Below are 19,862 nucleotides of genomic sequence, written 5' to 3'. Positions count from 1 at the left end.
TCTGGACAGCGCCACTTTTCCCGTAGCTCGCAATTTCGGGAGCTCGATTTAATTACTGCGGGATTTCAATCTTAGCGGAACGGCGCAAGCCGTCCGGTCCCGCGTTACCGGACGGTTTGCGCCGTACCGCTAAAAATAGCACTAAAACAATCGGCGTCCCTTGAGACCGAGAATAGCGGGCGTTTCTACTTCCGGAGCCTCGAAGAAACTCCGCTACGTGAAAGTCTAGAACTCCAATTCGTCTGCCAGAAAGTGATGCCGTTCGGCTAGACGGTGCCACTAGCAATCATGAGTTGCTCGACGACCCTTATTTCCGCACGCGGTTGATCCAGTGTTTAGCGAAGTCGATCAAGCCGCTGTAGTGAAACGAGTCATCGACGTAATGTTCGATGACGTAGAACGCGAAATAGTAGGCGCGACAAAAGCTCCAGATCGTCAGTCCTAACATGAGGACATTGCGTAGCGACAAGATCGAGCTGAGCAAGACGAACGCGGACAAACAGCCGAGCAGGAAGAACAGGCCGCCTTTGATGATGATCAGGGTTTTGGATTGAAGGTCGCGTTTAATCATGTCGCGTGCGGTCATAACGTTTTCGTAGTTCATCGGGGGCGGCACCTCGCGCGAATGCGACTTGGATTTGCCAGTTCAGCCAGGTTTGCCGAATCACGCCTCGTTGGAGCCAGCGGCGCGGGTCAACGTGAACCGGACCAGGCAGCAAGCGAGGGCGTCCCATTCGGCGGAGGCGGGACGATAGCAGGACGTCTTCCATTAATGCTACCTCAGCGAACCCGCCGGCCCGATCGTACCAATCACGATGAACATAAATCGCCTGGTCGCCAAAAACGCGTCCCAGCGTTCTGACACGCAACGCGTTGCCGAACTCGATCAAACGAAAACGCCAACGTGGTTCGGTGATCCGCTGGTGGAATCCACCCCAAGCCGGCCATCCCGCCTTTCGCATTTGATCGAGCGAGTGTTTGTCGAGAGCACTGTCGGCATGGAGAAACAGCAACACGTCTCCGCGTGCGACCGCGGCGCCTTGGGCGAGTTGCCGGCCACGGCCGAACGGGCTGTCGACTACAATCACGTCGCTTGAGCATCGCTCGGCGAAGCGGCGAGCCTTTCCGCAGGTGCCATCTTCGCTGCCACCGTCACTGACGATGATCTCAAGCGGTCTGAGCGCCGACGCGGAGGCAAGACATCGGTGGATCGATTTCGATTCGTTCCATGTCGGAATGATGACCGACACGGTCTTTGTCGATGACTTCGTTCGCTTGCGACCCACAATCCAAATCTTTCTGCCTACTGACAACGTTGATTGACGATGCGATCCAGTCTAAAGCTTCGATGGGAAATTGGTAACCGTTGCAAATCGATGGTGTCGCGGTACTCGCGAGGCGCTCCAAAGCTTGCCTTGACGCAAGCGATTTTCGCGTGGATGGTGATTGGTCTGTTAGGGGGCCTAGCGGCATTGGGCGACGAACGTCCTTCGGTTTCTCATCGGGTGTTGTTACAGGGTGAACCAGGGTTGGTCATCGTGGAGCCCGACGGTGATATCTCATGGCAGATGCCATGGGGCGGTATCCATGACATTCATTGGCTCGGGGATGGGCGTATCTTGACTCGCCAGGGAACTGCAAAAGTTGTCGAAATCGATGTCACTACCAAAACGATCGTTTGGCAATACGACAGCGCGTCCCAAAACGGCAACGCCGGGAAACGTGTCGAGGTGCACGCGTTTGAGCGGTTGAGTAATGGCACGACGATGATTGCGGAATCGGGCCCGGCGAGACTCATCGAAGTCGATCGCGATGGGACAATCATTCATGAAATCAAGCTCGTGCTCGATCACCCGAATCCGCATTCGGACACTCGGTTGGCACGTAGACTCGAAAACGGAAATTACCTGGTCGCTCAGGAAGCCGACGGGAAAGTGCGTGAGTACAACCCCGATGGCGTGGTGGTGTGGGAGTATGAAGTGCCCATGTTTGGCAAGTCGGCACGACGTGGGCACGGCCCCGATGCGTTCGGCAACCGGTTGTTTTCAGCATTCCGATTGCCCAACGGGAATACGTTGATTGGTGGAGGGAACGGACACTGTGTTCTCGAAGTCACGCCTGCCAAAGAGATCGTTCGCGAAATTCATCAGAACGATCTATCGGGGATCCGCTTGGCTTGGGTGACCACGGTCGAAGTCCTCGACAACGATCACTGGATAATCGGAAATTGTCATGCCGGAGCAGGCCAGCCGATCCTGATTGAAGTCGATCCTGCATCGAAGCAGGTCATTTGGACGCTCGACCGTTTCGATGACTTTGGGAATAACGTATCGAATTCAACGATTATTGATGCTGGTTAGTGTGACGTCTGCGGTGACGGATTAACGTCAAATCAATTGATTGCAGTTGCCGAAGTGCAACGCCCAGGGTGATAATTGAGTGATTATCGGGCCATTGGAACGGGCTGGTTGCTGAGATGATCCCGAAGTGACTGTATGATGCAATGTCGCGAGCAGGACGATTGGCCATCACGGGCAAAGATGGGCGTGGAGGCCAGTGGGGGACGCGTTGGCGTGACCCAATGATTCGAGGGACGATGGAAGGTGCGTATTCGTCCGATCTCGGATCGGAAGTGACCCATGAAGAAATAAGATAGGTGCAAGATGTTTTGGCAGACGTGGTACGAGTATCGAATCGACTACGTCCTATTCTGCATCATCGTGTTGTTGGCATATGGCTACGTGCTGCGCCACGTCGCGAGCGTCACGCCTGCGACACCCAATGACGAATCGGCAGGGGCAGACGACGATGATCCGATGTCGGCGATCGAAAAACGGTTGCCTCCTTTTCGCTTGCGATTGTCGTTTTTTGTCCTCATCGCGACGCTCATGGTCGGTTGCGTGTTGGTCGAATACGTCGATCGATTGCAACGTCGGGTTCTGCGCGAGCAAGTGATTGGGATTGCGCCCACGTATGCGATTGAGTTGCAGAATTTGGGACACGCGTCGATCACGGTGGATACGCCTCCGGATGATCCGAAGTACCTGAGTATGATTGAGGCTCAGAAGCGATGGTTGAAGGTCAATCCTCAGGTGGCCGATATTTACACGTTCCGCATGGCACCCGATGGTGCAAAGGACGCGGCATTGTCCCCCGGCACTGGTCCGCCGGGGTCTGAGGAGGGGGTGTATCAGTTGATTGTCGATTCCGAGACGGACTACGATCGCGACGGGAAATTCACGGGTAAGCTCGAGTCGCGTACGCGGATCGGCGAATTGTTTACCACCGTTAACGCTCCTCACATCCGGCAGGCCTTCGATGGCGAAGTGACGTTTGCCGGTTTGCCGCACTTGGATCGTTGGGGCTATTGGGTTTCCGCCCAAGCGCCGATGAGGGACGCCGCAGGCAATGTCGAAGCCCTCGTCGGGGTTGATTTCTCAGCCACTCGGTTTGTGCGTTCGGTTGCCTGGACACGTTTGAGTTTGATCGCGATTCTCGCGACGGTCCTATCGCTTTATCTCTCGGCGATTGCGATTATCGGGATTCTCAAGGGAAGCCTGGCTGTGCAAGCGATTAGTCGCAAGCAACTCCGCGTGCAGCGCGACCGGGCAACTCAAGCGGCCGCGGAAGCGCGTCGGGCGACGCAAGCGAAGAGCCAGTTTCTCGCCAACATGAGTCATGAGATCCGCACCCCGATGAACGGGATTCTCGGGATGACGGAATTGCTGTTAAGGAGTCCTTTGGGGGGCGAACAGCACCGGTTCATGATGATGATCAAGACGTCTGCAAATGCGTTGCTCAATGTGCTAAACGATGTCTTGGATTTTTCCAGAATCGAAGCCGGGCGGATTGAACTCGAGGAGGTCCCGTTCGTTCTACACGAGTTGATTAACCAGACCGTTCAGTCGGTTGCCGGAGGACGCCAGTTCGTCAACTCGAAGACAGAAGGGGCCGCTTCGCCATTTGAAGTCGGTGACGTGGAATTGGCGGTGAGGATCTTGCCAGGAACGCCCGATTATCTGGTCGGTGATCCCACACGACTGCGGCAGGTGCTTGTCAATCTCGTTGGCAATGCGTTGAAATTCACGGTAAAGGGAGAAGTCGTCGTCGAGGCGAGTGCTTCGTTTGACGAAACGGCGCTCGACACGGATATCGGTTCGGGTGAAAAGCAGTCGCGGGTGCGGATGCTGATCTCGGTGAGAGACACCGGCATCGGGATGACCACCGAACAGAAGAAGAAGATTTTTGAGGCGTTCACGCAGGCGGATGCCTCCACCACTCGCCAATACGGCGGTACGGGACTGGGGCTCGCCATCAGCGCTCGGCTGGTTGAACGCATGGGCGGCAGCTTGAGTGTCGAGAGTACGCCTGGCGTCGGCAGTCGATTCGAATTCGATGTGCCGTTGTGGGTGCAATCGGAGTCAGACATCATGTTTCTCGGCGGAAACGTCTTCGCCAAAGAGATTCGTGGGGCACGTCTGCTCGTTGTCGATGATCACCAAATCAGCCGAGTCATCTTTAACGAGATGCTCAGTGAGGCCGGCTGCCATGTCGATTGCTTGAACGACGGAGCAGCGGTTCTCAAAACGCTCAAATCGGCACACGCGGCGGGGCGTCATTATCAATTGGTGCTGCTGGATTATCGATTGCCGGGCATGGATGGTCGTGCGGTTGTCCGCATGATTCGCAACGACAAGGAGATTGCCGATACGCCGGTTGCGTGGTTGTCGTCGATGGGGGAGGAGGTCGAGCACGCGTGGCTCAGCGAGTTCGATATTCTTCGCTGTTTGCCTAAGCCGGTTTCGCCAACGGATTTGATGAGTGTGGTCGCTGAGGCGGTGGACCTCGACGCGAATCGATCGGCGCATCCAGTCGCGGAAGACGCCGAAAATTCAACACGCTTGAAATCGCATGCCAAGAGCGATTTTGCCGCTGTCGAGCATACGTTCGGCCATTGTGCGATCCCGAGACGAGTGCTGTTGGTCGAGGATGGCGGAATCAATCGGGTGGTCGCCGAAAATATGTTGCGTGCACGAGGTCACGATGTCGTCGGAGTGGCGAGCGGTTTTCTGGCGATCGAACGTCTCAAGCGAGATTTTTTTGACGTCGTATTGATGGACGTTCAGATGCCTGAACTCGACGGATTGGAAACGACCAAACGGATTCGTACCTCACTCCCTGAGCCCGCACGTGACGTCCACATCATCGCCATGACGGCACACGCAATGAGTGGCGATCAGGTCAGGTGCCTTGACGCGGGGATGAACGACTATGTTTCCAAGCCGTTCACACCGGAGCGATTGTTCACGGCCGTGGAAGCGATCGACATTGATAAACATCTCGATCAAACCGCGGACGATGATGACGAAGACGATCTTACCTGTGGCCCCCAGTCGCGGATTCGGGCCAATCCGGGGAGCTTGTTGGATGACACACTGGATGAGAGTTCGCATCGGGAGAGCGACACGGTTGTAACTCTAGACGATGGCAAGACATTCGATTTAGATACCGTCGCGGTTGATTTCATCGACGAGTCGATTCTGAAGCAAAATGTGGGAGAAGATGAGGAGTTTTTGCAGATCGTGTGCGACACGTTTGCGGAGCAGTGGCCGAAACAGATCCGAGAGCTGACCGACGCGCTCGACCGCGCCGACGTAGCCGGAGTAGCGGCGAGTGCCCACCAACTTAAGGGGACTGCTTCGGCACTCGGCGCGGTGCGGCTGCAGAAAATAGCAGGTGACCTAGAGGATCAAGCAAGAGATCGGATTGAGTTTGTTGATCAAGAAAATGAGTCGCAAGGGCAAACAAAGGATAGAATGAGAGCAGGCTTTCCAGGTGAAAAGTGGTACACGACTAGGAATACCCTCCAGAGTGGAGGAGAATCCGTCGCTATTCGCCTGCTACAAATTGCTCAGTCCCAGCTCCCCTGACTCATGAAACTTCTGATCGCCGATGACAACCCGGTATGGCGAAAGCTCATGCAGGCGGCGATTGCGCCTTGGGGATATCGTGTCATCTTCGCCGAGAACGGACGGGAGGCGCTCGACGCGTTGCAATCAGATGATCCGCCGCGGCTCGCACTGCTTGATTGGCAGATGCCGGAGATCGAAGGCGTGGAAGTTTGTCGGCGAATCAAGCAGAACCCGGAAGCACCCTTCACGTACATCATTCTGCTGACGAGCCGGGATCGCGAAGAGGATATGATCGAAGGGCTCGATGCGGGCGCCGATGATTATTTAACCAAACCGATCGTCGCAGCGCTCTTGAAAAGTCGTTTGGCATCGGCGCGGCGGATCGTGGAAGCGGTGCCGCCGGCGCAATGGACCAAGCCACAAGTTGAAGGTTTTGAAATTGATCACCTGATCGGGAAGGGAGCCTTTGCTACCGTTTGGCGTGCGACGCACATCGCCACCGGGCGACTCTCCGCAATCAAGATCATCCGCGCCGACCTCGCAACCGATCTCGTGTTCGAACGATTCGCACGCGAAGTGCAAGTGATGCGGAAGATGGATCATCCGGGGATCGCGGCGATCTACGCAAGCCATCTCGAACGTGACTTCGCTTATTACGCGATGGAACTGATCGAGGGAGAGTCACTCGGTCATTACGTCGCGTCGCAAAAACCGAAGGCGACAAAGATCATCGAGATCATGGCCCAGATATGTGATGCATTGCAGCACGCGCACTCGCAGAACATCATTCACCGCGATGTCAAACCGTCTAACGTGATGGTGGACCGCGAAGGGCATCCCAAACTGGTTGATTTCGGATTAAGCAAGTCGATGTTTCGGGCCTACGCGGGTCCGGCGTCCAATGAGACCAGTGAAGGCTCGGTGCTCGGCACGCCGTTGTTTATGTCTCCCGAACAAGCACGTGGCGACGCCGATCGCGTTGATCATCGCAGCGACCTGTATGCAGTTGCGACGATGTTGTATCTGTTCCTGTTGCGGGAACATCCTCACGGCGTCGGTTCGATGGGACGTGAAGAAACGATCCAAACGATCGCAACGACGAACGCAAAGCGGGCGACGACGATCAACGAGAAATTCAATCCGGAGTTGGATGATATTCTCGCGAAATGCCTCTCCACCGATCCGGACGAGCGTTATCAAACAGCCGGTGAATTCGCCAAGGCACTTCGCACATTCTTGCAAAACCGCGCTGCCTCTCGCAGTTGTCTGTAATCGCTTCCGATCCCACCTCGCCCGACAGCATTCCGGCGTGCCTGGTCGCTGGTATGACTACGAGCCGTTGGCATGATTAACTGTCCAGCAGTTTGCCGAGCAGGCCGAGGAGAAAACCGAGTACCGCGCCGAGCGGTGGGAAGCTGCTCCGTTTCAGCGGAACTTGCGGCGCGATGTCTTCAAAGACGAGGTACAGGATGCCAGCGGCGGCGAACACCTGCATCCATCCCATCACGCGGGGGTGGTCCGATAGCATCCAGAAACCAAACGCCCCCAGCGGCGGTCCGAGCAGAGCGGCGGCGATAAACGCCCACAAGATTTTGGACTTCGATAGACCGCCGTCGATGAACTCCCGATAGGAGTTGAAACCTTCGGGCAAGTTCTGCAGGGCGATGATCGATGCCAACAAGATCGCGCCGCCTTTGCCCAATGCGATCGTCGCTCCCAACGCGATCACTTCGGGGATGAAGTCCGACAACATTGCGACCAGTTGGGATGCGGACGATTGCGACCGATCGAGCATGATTTGCAACGCCCAAAAAAAGAGTCCGCCGGCAGCAAATGCGGTGACCGATTCCAACGTGCTGATCGTTTTGATGCCGTCCGGAATCAGCACCAATGCGACCGCGGAGACCAAAGCGCCGCCACCGAAAGCGATCACGGTGTGACGGAATTCGTCCTCGAGCCATTTCGGGCGGATGTGTTCTATAGACGCAATGACGCCCCCAATCGGGATGGCTGCTCCCGCGATTCCCGTGAGTATGAGTAGTTCGACGATGGGACTCATGTGTGATTCGCTATCGCAGTGTTTCCTGACGAGTGAGTTGGTTGTTCCGGGAGTCTCGGCGAACTAACGTGTGTCCTGCTAGAATTTCAGAAGCACGCTCTAGGTATGTCGTCTGTTTCAGATTCGATTCCTTCGCATTTCCGTTGGATGCCAACGCCGGGAATCATTTGATCGATCGGCAGCAGCTCTGAATAGACTATCGTTTTCGTTTGATGACGCGAGACACCCTCACGATTGACGAACCGTCTCGCCGCGTTTCAAGAGTACGAGGGAGTCAACGGTGTATCGACCGCGTCCCCCACTCAGTCCCCACATTCCTGATCAGATCACGACATGAAAAACACTTTGTTGATAACGGCCGCCTGCCTCCTGCAGGGTTGCGTTCTTTCCTCGCTTCATGCTGCTTCGGGAGAATCGTCCGGGGAGCGACCTAATATCGTCGTGATCATGGCTGACGATCTCGGTTATGGCGATGTCTCGTGTAACGGCGCAACTGAAATTTCGACGCCACACATTGATCGACTGGCGTCGGAAGGCGTTCGGTTCACCAGCGGATACTGTTCTGCTTCCACTTGCACGCCGACCCGTTATTCGATGTTAACGGGCACCTACGCGTTTCGGAAACCTGGAACCGGTATCGCGCCACCCACCGCACCGGCGATCATTAAGCCGGACACGGAAACCGTCGCATCGATATTGAAGGATGCCGGATACGCGACCGGGGTCGTGGGTAAATGGCACTTGGGGCTGGGTGGCGAAGACGGTCCGCAGTGGAACGACGAATTGAAACCGGGGCCGCTCGAGATCGGATTTGACAGTTGCTTTTTGCTGCCGACGACCAATGATCGCGTGCCGCAAGTTTACGTGCAGAACCATCGCGTTCTCAACCTGGATCCCGCTGATCCGTTGTGGGTTGGAAATAAGAGTCCAAGTCCTGAGCATCCCAACGGCATCACCAATCGCAGCTCGCTCAAACTGGATTGGTCGCACGGCCACAATCACACGATCCATAACGGGATTAGTCGCATCGGCTATTACACCGGTGGCCATGCCGCCCGCTTCCGCGACGAGGACCTGGCGGACAAGTGGATCGAGAAATCAAACGAGTTCATCGAACAGCATCGTGACGAGCCTTTCTTTCTTTTCTTTTCGTCGCACGACATTCACGTCCCGCGGATGCCGCATGAGCGATTCCAAGGGAAGTCAAAACTCGGTTTGCGAGGCGATTCGATTTTGGAGTTTGATTGGTGCGTGGGCGAGTTGATGGACACGCTCGACCGACTCAACCTCGCCGAAAAAACGCTCGTCGTTCTTTGTTCGGATAACGGGCCGGTCCTCGATGACGGCTACAAAGACGAAGCGGTCGAAAAGATCGGAAAGCACCGGGCCGGTGGCGTGTTCACGGGTGGCAAGTACAGCGTGTATGAAGGCGGAACACGGACGCCCTTCATCACTCGATGGAAGGGGCACATCCAACCCGGCGTGAGCGACGCGATTGTCTGCACGATCGACTTTGCGGCCAGCTTCGCTGCCTTGGCGGGGACTGCCCTTCCCGAAGGTGCATCACTCGACAGCATGGATTTATCCGATGCGATCTTGGGCGGCCCCTACGCGAAGGGGCGTGATTCGCTGGTCCAGCAAGACAATGGCGGATCGGGAACGTTCGGGTTCCGATCGGGTAAATGGAAACTGCACCGGTACGATCGCAAGCGAGCCCGCAACGTGGTGGTCGAACAGAAACTCACCAACACGCCGGTTCCTCAGTTCATGCTTTTCGATCTCGAGGCTGACCCGGCTGAGCAGCATAACGTGATCGCGGAGCACCCGGATGTCGCGAAGAAGATGAAAGCGGAACTCACCGCAATCATCGAAAACGGACGTTCTCGATAGGACTCGTCTCGGGCTCTTCGTCGGCGGGGGCTTTCTCGGCCGGCGAATCGACTCGGAAGATCGAATGCCGGGAGAGTTCTTCCCACGCGGCGGACCGTCCCCGTTCGATTATCTCTTCGGGGTTCTGGAAATCGAACCAGGACACATCGGCCAATTCGGGACGGATGTGAATGTCGGCAAGCTCGGTTTTTTCACGACGCAAGATTTGTTCGCCGATATCTTGCATCCGCATCATGATATCCAGTGCGGTTTCGAACTTTTCCATGCGTGCGTTGTGTTGCCCGATGTCGACCACAATGGTCAGGTCCGTGGCGTACGAACTTGCCACGCAGGTCGGGATGGAATCTACCACACCGATATCGCAGAGCAGCATGCCGTCGTGTTCCACCGGCGGGAAAATGCCGGGGAGTGCCATCGACGCATGGATCGCACTGCGAACCGAGCCGGTTTCCAACACGACTCGGTGACCGCTTCGCAAGTCCGCCGCCACGATACTCAGCGGCATCGGTAGATCTGAGAATTCGACATCAGGAACCAACTCGTCGATCGACGCGGTCAGAATCGCTTCGGGCATGAGCGATATCTGAGTCACCGCGCGCGTCAATCTTCGATGTGCGGAGTAAAGATTTTTCGCCCGATCGTACCAAGCCATGATCCCCGAGGTTGCGGTGTCCTCAGTGACACCGGCCGAGCCGAACAGGTGTTGTTGATGGTGTTGAAAACTGGGTGAGCTAAGGAAACCGAGCACTTTGTCTCGCACGTGGTGGACATTGGAATCGAGCGCGCACAGGGCACCGACGAGCGCGCCGATGCTGACACCGACGAAACGTTCCGGGCGGACTCGCGTTTGCGCGAGCACCTCCATCACTCCCAGGTGCGCTAGACCGCGAGCACCTCCGCCACCGAGCGCGACCACTGCGCTGCGTTTCGCCGCAGGTGGACGTTCGAAGGGTGGGATAAAGGGGATGAAGTTTCGAAGGTCCATGGTGGTTTCGCTCCTCGTGAGAGAATGGGGATCTTATTTGTACGGCATCATGATCTTTCCGGATTGCACGCCGTCGAGCGCTGACCAACCGTTTTCGGCAATCTGCGCGCCCAATCCGGTGATGTGTCGGAAATCTTCATCACTTGGTTTTCCGCCTTGCATCCGCAATCGCAGTTCGCGGCAGATTGCGTCTCCGGCCGCGCGTGTGATCGCGTCACTGCTGCGTCCGGCATAAAGACTCGTCACCAGCATCACGACGGCAGACTGGATATCGAGCGACAGGGCCGACATGCGGCACTGACGGTCGGCGAGTTTCAACTGATACTTCCGCATCGCCGAACTAACCTTCATGCCGCTCGCCGACAGATACCGTCGTGCAAATCGCACATGTCGCCTCAGATCAGGATCATTCACGTCCGTGTCTGTCCACCGTGCCGCCCGCAGCGATTGTCGGGCGAACCATCCGGCGTACTTCACGAGCGGTCGACGGAGTGCCCACGCATGGGCGGGGTTGAGGGGATTCGGTTTCGAAACGCCGAGGGTGTGTAACGCTTGTCCGATCGGTTCGAAATATTCTTTGCCGTGGTTCTTGACCATCGATTTGAAGAACGCCATCCCCAGGACTTCGCCTTCACCTTCGTAGATACAAGGGGCGAGGAAGTCATGAACGTTGTCGCCGAATAAATGTCCTTTCAGGAACGATCGACCGCCATGCGTTTTCATGAACAGTTCGATCGCGGCTTCCTTTTGCATTTCGCTACCAAAGATTTTCGCGATGATGCATTCCATCTCGCCTCGGTATCCCTGATCGAGCAGCCCTGCGCACCATGCGGACAACGCGTCACAGGCCACAATCATGCCTGCCATTCGTCCGAGGCGGCGACGGATCAGTTCGCGGCGTTCAATCGCGAGCCCATAGGTTTCGCGATAGGCAGCCCACGGCAACATTTCGCTGAGCATCCAACGCATCGTTCCGGCGGCGTTCGCACAGAGCGAGACACGCCCCAAGTTCAACCCGTGGTAAGCGATTGTCAGCCCATCACCTTGCAACGGGATGAGTCGGTTTTCCTTCGGAACGCGGAAGTTTCGGAAGATCAATCCGTTGTTATGGGCTCGCCGTAGCGCATAGATGTCATAGCTGTTGAGCACAAATGTTTCATCCGTCTTTCCGGGCAAGTCGACAATCAACACGCTCGGCACGTTGTCGATCATGCAAACCAGCCCGATCGTCCGTCCGGGGATCGCATTGGTGATGAATAGTTTCTCACCGTTGACGACGTATTCGTCTCCGTCGAGAACCGCGGTGGTCTTCAGCGCAGTCAAATCGCTGCCGGCACCCGGTTCGGTCAATGCAAACGCGGACAAGGTTCGGCCGTCGGCGAGTTTGGGTAAAAATCGCCGTTTCTGTTCTTCGTTGCCAAACGACCGCACCGGGTCGACCGCACCGATGCAACCGTGGACCGACGCGAGGCCCGCAACCGTTGGATCGATGGCTGCCATTCGCGTGATCATGTCGGTGAACTCACGCATGCTCGCACCGCTGCCTCCGTACTCGCGATCGACCAACAGTCCCCAGTACCCGACCGATCCGAGTTCGGCGAGTACTTTGGTCGTGATCTTTCCGTCGCTGCCGAACAGAGTGTTTTCGTCGCGATGTTTGCGGACGATCGTGAGCGATTGTTTGACAACCAGTGAGACCGATGGTGATGGCAGCAAAGGAAGCGACTCGAACGGTTCGGTAGCGTTGTCTTTTTCCCAGACCGCACGGTGAACCGGACTGTTCACTGTTTGATAGCGAGGTGCGAACAGAGCTTCGACCTCGTCATCGGCGGTGTCCAACACACCCGTGCGTTTCGCTTCGTCAGCCGACGCCCCGCCGAGACGTAACGCCACTTCGGCGAATGACTCCGCTTTGACCGGTTCGGTGGATCGATCGGACGCGGCGTCGAGATCAGGTTGATTGCGGAAGTCAGTACTCATCTTAAGCTCCTCACGGTTTGTTGTTGCACGTCGCTGGAGGCGCCGATCGGCGGTCAATCTGTCGATCGGCAGCCCGTCGGCTCCGGTCAGTTGCGCGGCGTTTCGGAATCCTTGGAATCGATCGACCCTTCTCGGACAAAGAACCGCGTGCCGGCCTCCGCCATCGCTTCCAAAGTTTCGGGTGACCTCATCCGTACGCCATGGATCATTTCCAACTGTTTCATGTTCTCATTGACCACACCGGCACCGATCGAATCGATGACCCGTAGCGGGCCGCCTCGGTACGGCGCGAATCCGGTGGCGAGCACCATTCCGAGATCGATCATCCAATCTTCGCGCACGATCTGTTGTTCTTTACAGCGGACCGACTCGGCTAGCATTGGATAAACCAGCCGTCGCTGGACCATGTTCAAACCGTCGAGTGCGAAGCGATTGTTGACATCAACGACTGTCATCGGAACGGTCGTTTGCTCAGATCGTGGGACCGCTTTGCCATCGCGATAACGATAGAAGCCGCAGCCGGCTTTCTTTCCGAGTTCGCCGTTTTCGACCATCAGGCTGAGCAGATCGACGACCGGATCGAGACCAACGAGAACATCGCCGAGTGACCCGGCGACATGCATCGCGATGTCCACGCCAACTCGATCGATCAACTCCAATGGTCCCATTGGCATTCCGAAGTGACGCAATTCGCGGTCGATATCCGCTGGCGCGTATCCTTCGCCGAACATCAGTACCGCTTCACCCAAATAGGGGAACAGGACCCGGTTGACGAGGAAACCGGGTGCGTCCTTGGTCACAATCGGTGTCTTGCCGAGCGAACGAACGAACGCGACCAATCGCGTGACCGTGTCATCGTCGGTGCGTGTGCCGCGAACCACTTCGACCAATTCCATCCGGTGCACGGGATTAAAAAAGTGCAATCCCGCAACCCGTTCAGGACGATTGGTCTGTCCCGCGATCTTGTCGACCGAGAGCGAGGAGGTGTTGGTTGCGAGGATGCAATCGGCAGCAACGAGGTCGCCGAGGTGCTTGAAAATTTCCTGTTTGACGTCGAGTCGTTCGACGGCCGCTTCAATCACCAGATCCGACAACACGATCGCATCGTCATCGGTGGCGACGGCGATCCGTTGATTCAGTTCGCTACGTGTCGAGGGTGGTAGCCGGTATCGGTCGGCGTAAGACTTCATCAGTTTTTCGACGCGTTGACGCCCTTCTTGTGCAGCCTGATCGTCGACTTCGCGCATCGCGACCTCGTATCCCTGCGTGGCGGCGAACTGTCCGATTCCGGCGCCCATCGCACCCGCACCGATCACACCGACGCGGCGAATTTCGTGAAAGTGAACATCCGCCCGATCGCGAGTCGACCAGGTCTTGATATTTCGTGCCGATTCACGGGCGAAGAACAGGTTCAACAGGTTGCGACAAGTCGGTGTGGCCAACAATTTGACAAATTCGCTCCGTTCGGTGACGTAGCCCGCACCCTGTTTTTGCAGCCCTGATTCGATCGCTCGGACGGCGGCACCGAGAGCGGGGTATTGATGCTCCTGATGACGAATCTTTTTCTTCGTCGTGTGCAGGATCATGCTGCTACCGAGCCATGATGTTTCGAGCCGATGCATCATTCGTTGACGCATCGAAACTTCCCGGCGGTAACGTGCGTGAAGCACTTCGCTGATGAAGTGCCGCACGCCTTCTTCCCAATCGTCCGGTGAGATCGCCCGATCGATCAACCCGATTTTGGCCGCTGCATGCGCCGAGACCGGCTTGCCTTGCAGAATCATTTTGAGACTTTGGGTCAGCCCGATCTGACGCGGCAATCGTTGCGTCCCGCCCCAACCAGGAATCAGGCCGAGTTTGATTTCCGGCAACCCGATTTTCGTGCTGCTGTTGTCACGAGCGATTCGATAATCACAGGCGAGCGCCCATTCCAGACCGCCGCCCAAACAAGGCCCATGGATGACCGCGAGAGTGGGGACGCTGATATGGTCGATGCGATGGAACAGTTGTTGTCCGGCGTCGATCAATCGACCCGCTTGCGACGGTCCGGTGATGTTTGCGATCGCGCGAACGTCGGCACCGGCGAGAAACCCGCTCTCTTTGTCACTGCGGAAGACGACTAGTTTCACGTCTCGTCGGGATTCGATGTCGGTGATGATGTGGTCGAGTTCGTCGATCACCTCAGTGGTGAAAACGTTCATCGGTCGCTGTGTCACGTCGAGCGACACGGTCAGAACACCAGCCGAATTCATTAAGACGTTGAAGGCGGTGTATTGTTTTTCGTTCATCGTTTTCTCCTGAGACATGTGTGTTCTTCTGTCGAAGCCGATTTCTGAAGCCGGGTTGAGGTTCGGTTCGAAATCGGCTGTTGGGTCATCCCCTCGCCGTTGCCAGTGTTGGGGATGGTCATCGCGTTTCCACCACAATCGCCACGCCCTGTCCGCCTCCGACGCAGAGCGTTGCCAAGCCGCGATGTTTGCCCGCATCACGCAGGGCACGCAGCAGCGTCAACACCAGACGCGTGCCCGTCGTGCCGACCGGATGACCGAGCGCGATCGCGCCGCCGTGGACGTTGACTCGATCCATCGGCAACACGCCGATCGGTTCGGATTGTGAGAGTTCTTTTTCGGCAAACGCTTTGGATGCCATCGCCCGTTCGCATGCGATCACCTGGGCGGCGAACGCTTCGTTAATTTCAATCAGGTCGAAATCGTCGAGCTTCAGTCCAGTTTGTTTCATCAATTTGGCGATTGCGTAAACGGGTCCCAGGCCCATCCGGCGGGGATCACACCCGGCGATCGCGAAGCCCGTGATGTGCCCGAGCGGTGCACGCGAAAACCGAGCGAGACCCTTGGCCGATGACAACACCATCGCGGCGGCGCCATCGGTGATCTGGCAACTGTTTCCAGCGGTAACCGTGCCGTCTTTGGCGAAGATCGGACGCAGACGTGCGAGTTGCTCGACCGATTGCCCATGACGGATGCCATCGTCCTTGTCGCAGACTGTTCCGTCTTTGAGAGTCACCGGTGCGATTTCTCCAGAGAAGAAACAGCGTTCTTGGGTTTGGCTCGCTTTAGCGTGACTCGCTACAGCGAACTCATCTTGCGTTTTACGGGAGATTCCGAATTCTCGAGCGAGTAACTCGGCGGTTTCGCCCATGCTCATCCCCGAGACCGGGTCAGTTAACCCCAATTCGATTCCGACGACGGGTTTGAAATGGCGCGGGCGAAAATCTTTGAGCACGGCGAGCCGTGCCATCATCGTTTTCGCACGTGCGAGTCTACCCCACAGTTTCGCCGCGTCGGGGCGGACCAACAGCGGGATCTGAGACATCGATTCCGTTCCCCCGGCGACCACCGCGGTCGCTTCCCCGTGTGTGATCGCGTTGCATGCGGCGAGCAGTGATTCCATCCCGGAGGCGCAGTTGCGATTGACGGTATGAGCGATCTGCGACTGCGGAACCCCCGCTTTGAGCGCGATCACGCGGGCGATGTTGGCTGCGTCGGCTGGCCCCGCCACGTTTCCAAAAATGACCTGATCGACGGCCTCGGGCGACAGACCACAACGCCGCAACGATTGCTGCACCGCGATCTTGCCGAGTTCGACAGCGGACACATCCGCAAAACTGCCAAACGCTTTGGCGAAAGGTGTCCGCATACCATCAACGATGGCGACAGGAGTAAAAGGACGGTTGTCACTTTTCAGAGTCATGCGGTTTCTCCTGATGAGTCTTGGCCTTCCTCCGCGTCAGGCTCTCGTAGCTTGCGGCGGATGATTTTGCCCAGGAAGTTTTTAGGAAGCTCCTCGCTGCACCGTTCAAAAATTTGCGGCTGTTTGTGTTTCGACAGATGCTCGCGACAATGAGCCCGGAGTGCGTCTTCGTCCCACTCCGCGTCCGGTTGCATCACGATGAACGCCTTCACAACTTCACCGCGCAGGGCATCGGGTTGGCCCACCACTGCGACTTCTGCCACGCCCTCAGCGGTTTGCAAGACTGCTTCGACTTCGGCCGGATACACGTTGAAACCGGACGTGATGATCAGATCTTTCTTGCGACCGACGATGGTGTAGCGGCCCCGTTCGTCACGGGTTGCCAAATCGCCCGTTTTCAACCATCCGTCACGCATCGCCTCTTGGCTACCCTCCGGATCTTTCCAATAGCCGAGCATTACCTGGGGACCACGAATGATCATTTCGCCGACCACGCCACAACCCAAATCGTCGAGGCCACCTTTCTCGTCGACGATACGGCATTGCGTTTCGGGTAACGGCAATCCGATCGTTCCGTAGCAGGGTTCGTCGTAGAGATTACCGACGTGTGTGACCGGGGAGGCTTCGGACAATCCGAAGCCCTCGACGACCAACGCTTTGCTGTGTTCGGCAAACTTTTCCGCGATCTCTGCGTCGAGCGGAGCACCGCCCGAGATCACCCATTTGAGCGACGAAAGGTCAGCCGGATGATCGTCCAGTCGTTCGTTCATTGCCGCCAGCATCGCGGGCACGGCGTGCAACACCGTGGGGCGGTGTTCGAGCATCAATGCGATCACCTGTCGAACGTTGAACCGGTGATGCACCACCAATGTGGCTCCCATCGCGGCGCCACCCATCACGATTGCCGAGACACCGTAACTGTGGAAGAACGGTAGTACCGCGAGCATCGTGTCTTGGGCGAATCGACGTCTTGTCCACATCAATTGTTGCCAAGCGTTGGCGACCATATTCTGATGGCTTAACGTGACGATTTTGGGTTCGCCGGTCGTGCCCCCGGTCGGCAAGATATAGGCCGCGTCCGTCTCGGCGTTGATGGGGACGTGTTTCCACTCCCGCCGCGTCGTGGCAATCTCTTCCGCGAGCCAATGGTGCGAGTTGTCCGACGGCAACGACCACGTGCCGACGCGCTGTTGCCGCATCCATAGATAGCCGAGTTGTTTGAACGCCGGCAAATGCTCACGGATCGAAACGTAAAACGTGTGTTGCAGTTTCTTGTGACTCGGCGCCAATAAATGCGCCAACATGTCCAACGTCACCATTACCTTGCATTCGGTTTGATCGACGAGTTTGTCGATCTCATTGGCGGCCGACAAAGGACTCAGTGCGACTGCGATTCCGCCGGCACGCCACACCGCGTTGACGGCAATGATAAATTCGGGAACGTTGGGCAGGAGTATGCCCACGCGATCACCGCGTTCGACGCCGTAGGCTTGAAACATCGCGGCGCACCGCACGATGTCGAAGTTCAGTTCTTCGTAGGTCCAGCTTTTTTCGCCGTACACGATCGCAACGCGATGTGGGATCACGTTGGCGGCATGCCGCACCAATCCATAGGCGGGTAACCCGCGGTAATGCTCGATCGATTCTGCTATCGGCGTAGCGGTCTGCCCGTTCGCATTGACGCCGTTGGGTCCGACGCCGTGTGATCGCAAACCGACATCGACCACGCTCGCATTTCGTATCGCTAGCGTATCGTTCAGCGGCAGCCCGGTGGCCGTTGTTGCTGTGTTCGATAGAGGTAGAGAATCACCCATCACTCGACTCCTTAAGCAGAGAGCCAGGCTCACAAATCCTCCGTGACGATTTGCGACAACCACTCAGCAACTCGATCGATGCGGTGGTCCGCTCCTACGACGGTGGTGGCCGCAGGTTCGAAGGCGACCGAGTTCAATGGCGCGAGAATGAATGAATGATTGCGTGAGAGATTTCGCGAAAAAAACGAGCGAAATCGAGTCACGATTCAGCGAGACGAACCGAATAAACCGAACCGCTGTGGCTCGACCGGCCGAACACCTAAGTATAGGCCTGGAAGGTCGCAAAGGGAAGTGAAATGCCTTAAAAAACTATCTGCGGTGCGAATGTCCTCTTTGTGGGGGTTTCGATCCTGAGCGACTCCCTGGTATGGCGGCGTTTTCTCCATTGACCGGCGGGGACCGGTTCACGCTATCGAGAGCTCGGGTTTTCGGCGGTCGCCCGGACGTCGTAACTCGCTGCGGCTATTTCGCTTGCCACTCGTCGAGCGGTTCCAAGATGGCTTTCGCGGGGGCACCTTGAAGCCAGGTTTTCGCCGCGTTGTCGTTCCGCAGATAGGCGTCCCAGAACGCCGTGCTCAATGCCAAAATCACGACGTGGTGATTCGGGTTTCGCGACAAACGATCGTTAGGGAGGCCGCGGTCGCTGAATGCGGAATGTTCGGCGTTGTGGAGGACCAATTCGTACTTGTCTCCTGCTGGCAGCGCTGGGTAGACCCCACGGCGAGACTCCGCGGTCTGGCCGCCGATGGCGCCAACGTCGTGCGTGCCGGTCATTAACAGCCAGGGAATACTGACATCGGCGAAGGCCGTCTTGGCGTTGCCCAATCGCGGCTTGCTGGGGCTCATCAGAATGGCGGCTTTGATCCGCGAATCAGTCGCCCGTTGTCCGAAGCGGCCAGCGGATTGGCCGGAGACGGATTGGGTCGTCAGGGCGCCAAACGAATGTCCCGACATGCCGACTACGTCGAGCTCGAGTCGTCCGTGGAGCGGATGACTTGCCTCGTCGTTCCAACGTTGGAGTTGGTCGAGCACGGCGGGCACGTCACGCACGCGGTCGATCATGTTTTTTCCCGATGCGGCAGCTTCCATCGCTTGCATCCGGCTGCCGATCGGTTTGTCTTCCCAGACCGATGAATCGCTGCCGGGATGTTGCAAAAACACGGCCACGTAACCGCGTGCGGCCCAGTGTTTTCCTAAATACGGCGACGCCTCGCGGCTGCCCCCGAGGCCGTGGCTGAACAGCACGACCGGTTCGGAAGACCGTGATTCGGGCAAGTACACGAGGATCGGAATCGTCCGATCGCGATTGCTGTCGATCACATCGAGCTTGAGCGTTTCGGCGGTGAAATCCGATGCCGTCGTCAGCGGATCATATTCATCCGCGACAGCCGAGCGGACCGTTCCCAGGCTACAACTGAAGAAACAACCGAGAATCAAAATGTGACGAGTGAACATGACGAGCCTTGCAAAATCGTGGAACCGAAACGACGTCTCCCCCTGAAGTCTAACCC

The 19,862-nt window shown here is 57.0% G+C and carries 13 protein-coding genes; 4 read left to right on the top strand and 9 right to left on the bottom strand.

The features are described from left to right. Window positions 1-307: 307 nt before the first annotated feature. Window positions 308-586, bottom strand: coding sequence for a hypothetical protein (locus NB063_RS28670; protein ID WP_250932558.1), 279 nt, complete (start codon window positions 584-586; stop codon window positions 308-310). Next, window positions 564-1,250 carry a TIGR04283 family arsenosugar biosynthesis glycosyltransferase gene (locus NB063_RS28665; protein ID WP_250932556.1) on the bottom strand — a complete coding sequence of 229 codons (687 nt, stop codon included), beginning with the start codon at window positions 1,248-1,250 and terminating at the stop codon, window positions 564-566. The genes NB063_RS28670 and NB063_RS28665 overlap by 23 nt, the downstream gene beginning before the upstream one ends. Window positions 1,251-1,325: 75 nt before the next feature. Here NB063_RS28665 and NB063_RS28660 point away from each other — a divergent pair, with 75 nt between their 5' ends. From NB063_RS28660 to NB063_RS28650, 3 genes are all read left to right on the top strand, one after another. After that, the gene (locus tag NB063_RS28660; RefSeq protein ID WP_250932554.1) at window positions 1,326-2,360 is read left to right on the top strand and encodes an outer membrane protein assembly factor BamB family protein; all 1,035 of its coding nucleotides are present in this window, start codon (window positions 1,326-1,328) and stop codon (window positions 2,358-2,360) included. Between the two features lie 303 nt (window positions 2,361-2,663). Further along, window positions 2,664-5,930, top strand: a complete 3,267-nt coding sequence (locus NB063_RS28655; RefSeq protein ID WP_250932552.1) for a response regulator — start codon at window positions 2,664-2,666, stop codon at window positions 5,928-5,930. Window positions 5,931-5,933: 3 nt separating this feature from the next. Continuing rightward, window positions 5,934-7,184 (top strand): protein kinase domain-containing protein, encoded by a 1,251-nt coding sequence (locus tag NB063_RS28650; RefSeq protein ID WP_250932550.1) that lies wholly within the window; start codon window positions 5,934-5,936, stop codon window positions 7,182-7,184. A gap of 76 nt (window positions 7,185-7,260) precedes the next feature. Here the strand turns inward: NB063_RS28650 and NB063_RS28645 are convergent, their stop codons facing one another. Further along, complete coding sequence (locus tag NB063_RS28645; protein ID WP_250932548.1) at window positions 7,261-7,971, bottom strand: ZIP family metal transporter; 711 nt, start codon at window positions 7,969-7,971, stop codon at window positions 7,261-7,263. 333 nt (window positions 7,972-8,304) lie between these two features. Between NB063_RS28645 and NB063_RS28640 the strand changes: the two genes are divergently transcribed. Beyond that, complete coding sequence (locus NB063_RS28640; protein WP_250932545.1) at window positions 8,305-9,861, top strand: sulfatase family protein; 1,557 nt, start codon at window positions 8,305-8,307, stop codon at window positions 9,859-9,861. On the opposite strand, the gene NB063_RS28635 is transcribed toward NB063_RS28640, so the two are convergent. From NB063_RS28635 to NB063_RS28610, 6 genes are all read right to left on the bottom strand, one after another. After that, window positions 9,836-10,846: a patatin-like phospholipase family protein gene (locus NB063_RS28635; protein ID WP_250932543.1), complete on the bottom strand. Its 1,011-nt coding sequence runs from the start codon at window positions 10,844-10,846 to the stop codon at window positions 9,836-9,838. The two genes, NB063_RS28640 and NB063_RS28635, sit on opposite strands and share 26 nt — an antisense overlap. 33 nt (window positions 10,847-10,879) lie before the next feature. Next, window positions 10,880-12,826: an acyl-CoA dehydrogenase family protein gene (locus NB063_RS28630; RefSeq protein ID WP_250932541.1), complete on the bottom strand. Its 1,947-nt coding sequence runs from the start codon at window positions 12,824-12,826 to the stop codon at window positions 10,880-10,882. Between the two features lie 86 nt (window positions 12,827-12,912). After that, window positions 12,913-15,114: a 3-hydroxyacyl-CoA dehydrogenase NAD-binding domain-containing protein gene (locus tag NB063_RS28625; RefSeq protein ID WP_250932539.1), complete on the bottom strand. Its 2,202-nt coding sequence runs from the start codon at window positions 15,112-15,114 to the stop codon at window positions 12,913-12,915. A gap of 118 nt (window positions 15,115-15,232) precedes the next feature. Further along, the gene (locus NB063_RS28620; RefSeq protein ID WP_250932537.1) at window positions 15,233-16,537 is read right to left on the bottom strand and encodes a thiolase family protein; all 1,305 of its coding nucleotides are present in this window, start codon (window positions 16,535-16,537) and stop codon (window positions 15,233-15,235) included. After that, a complete protein-coding gene (locus tag NB063_RS28615; RefSeq protein WP_250932535.1) occupies window positions 16,534-18,351 on the bottom strand; it encodes an AMP-binding protein in 1,818 nt (605 codons plus the stop codon). Before NB063_RS28615 ends, NB063_RS28620 begins: the two co-directional genes overlap by 4 nt. Before the next feature lie 462 nt (window positions 18,352-18,813). Next, on the bottom strand, window positions 18,814-19,806 hold the full coding sequence (locus NB063_RS28610; RefSeq protein WP_250932533.1) for an alpha/beta hydrolase family protein: 993 nt from the start codon (window positions 19,804-19,806) through the stop codon (window positions 18,814-18,816). Window positions 19,807-19,862: the final 56 nt, after the last annotated feature.

The organism is Aporhodopirellula aestuarii (genome assembly GCF_023701485.1).
Taxonomy (GTDB): Bacteria; Planctomycetota; Planctomycetia; order Pirellulales; family Pirellulaceae; genus Rhodopirellula; species Rhodopirellula aestuarii.
Note: the sequence above shows the minus strand (reverse complement) of the source record. Positions and strands in the feature narration are given on the sequence as shown.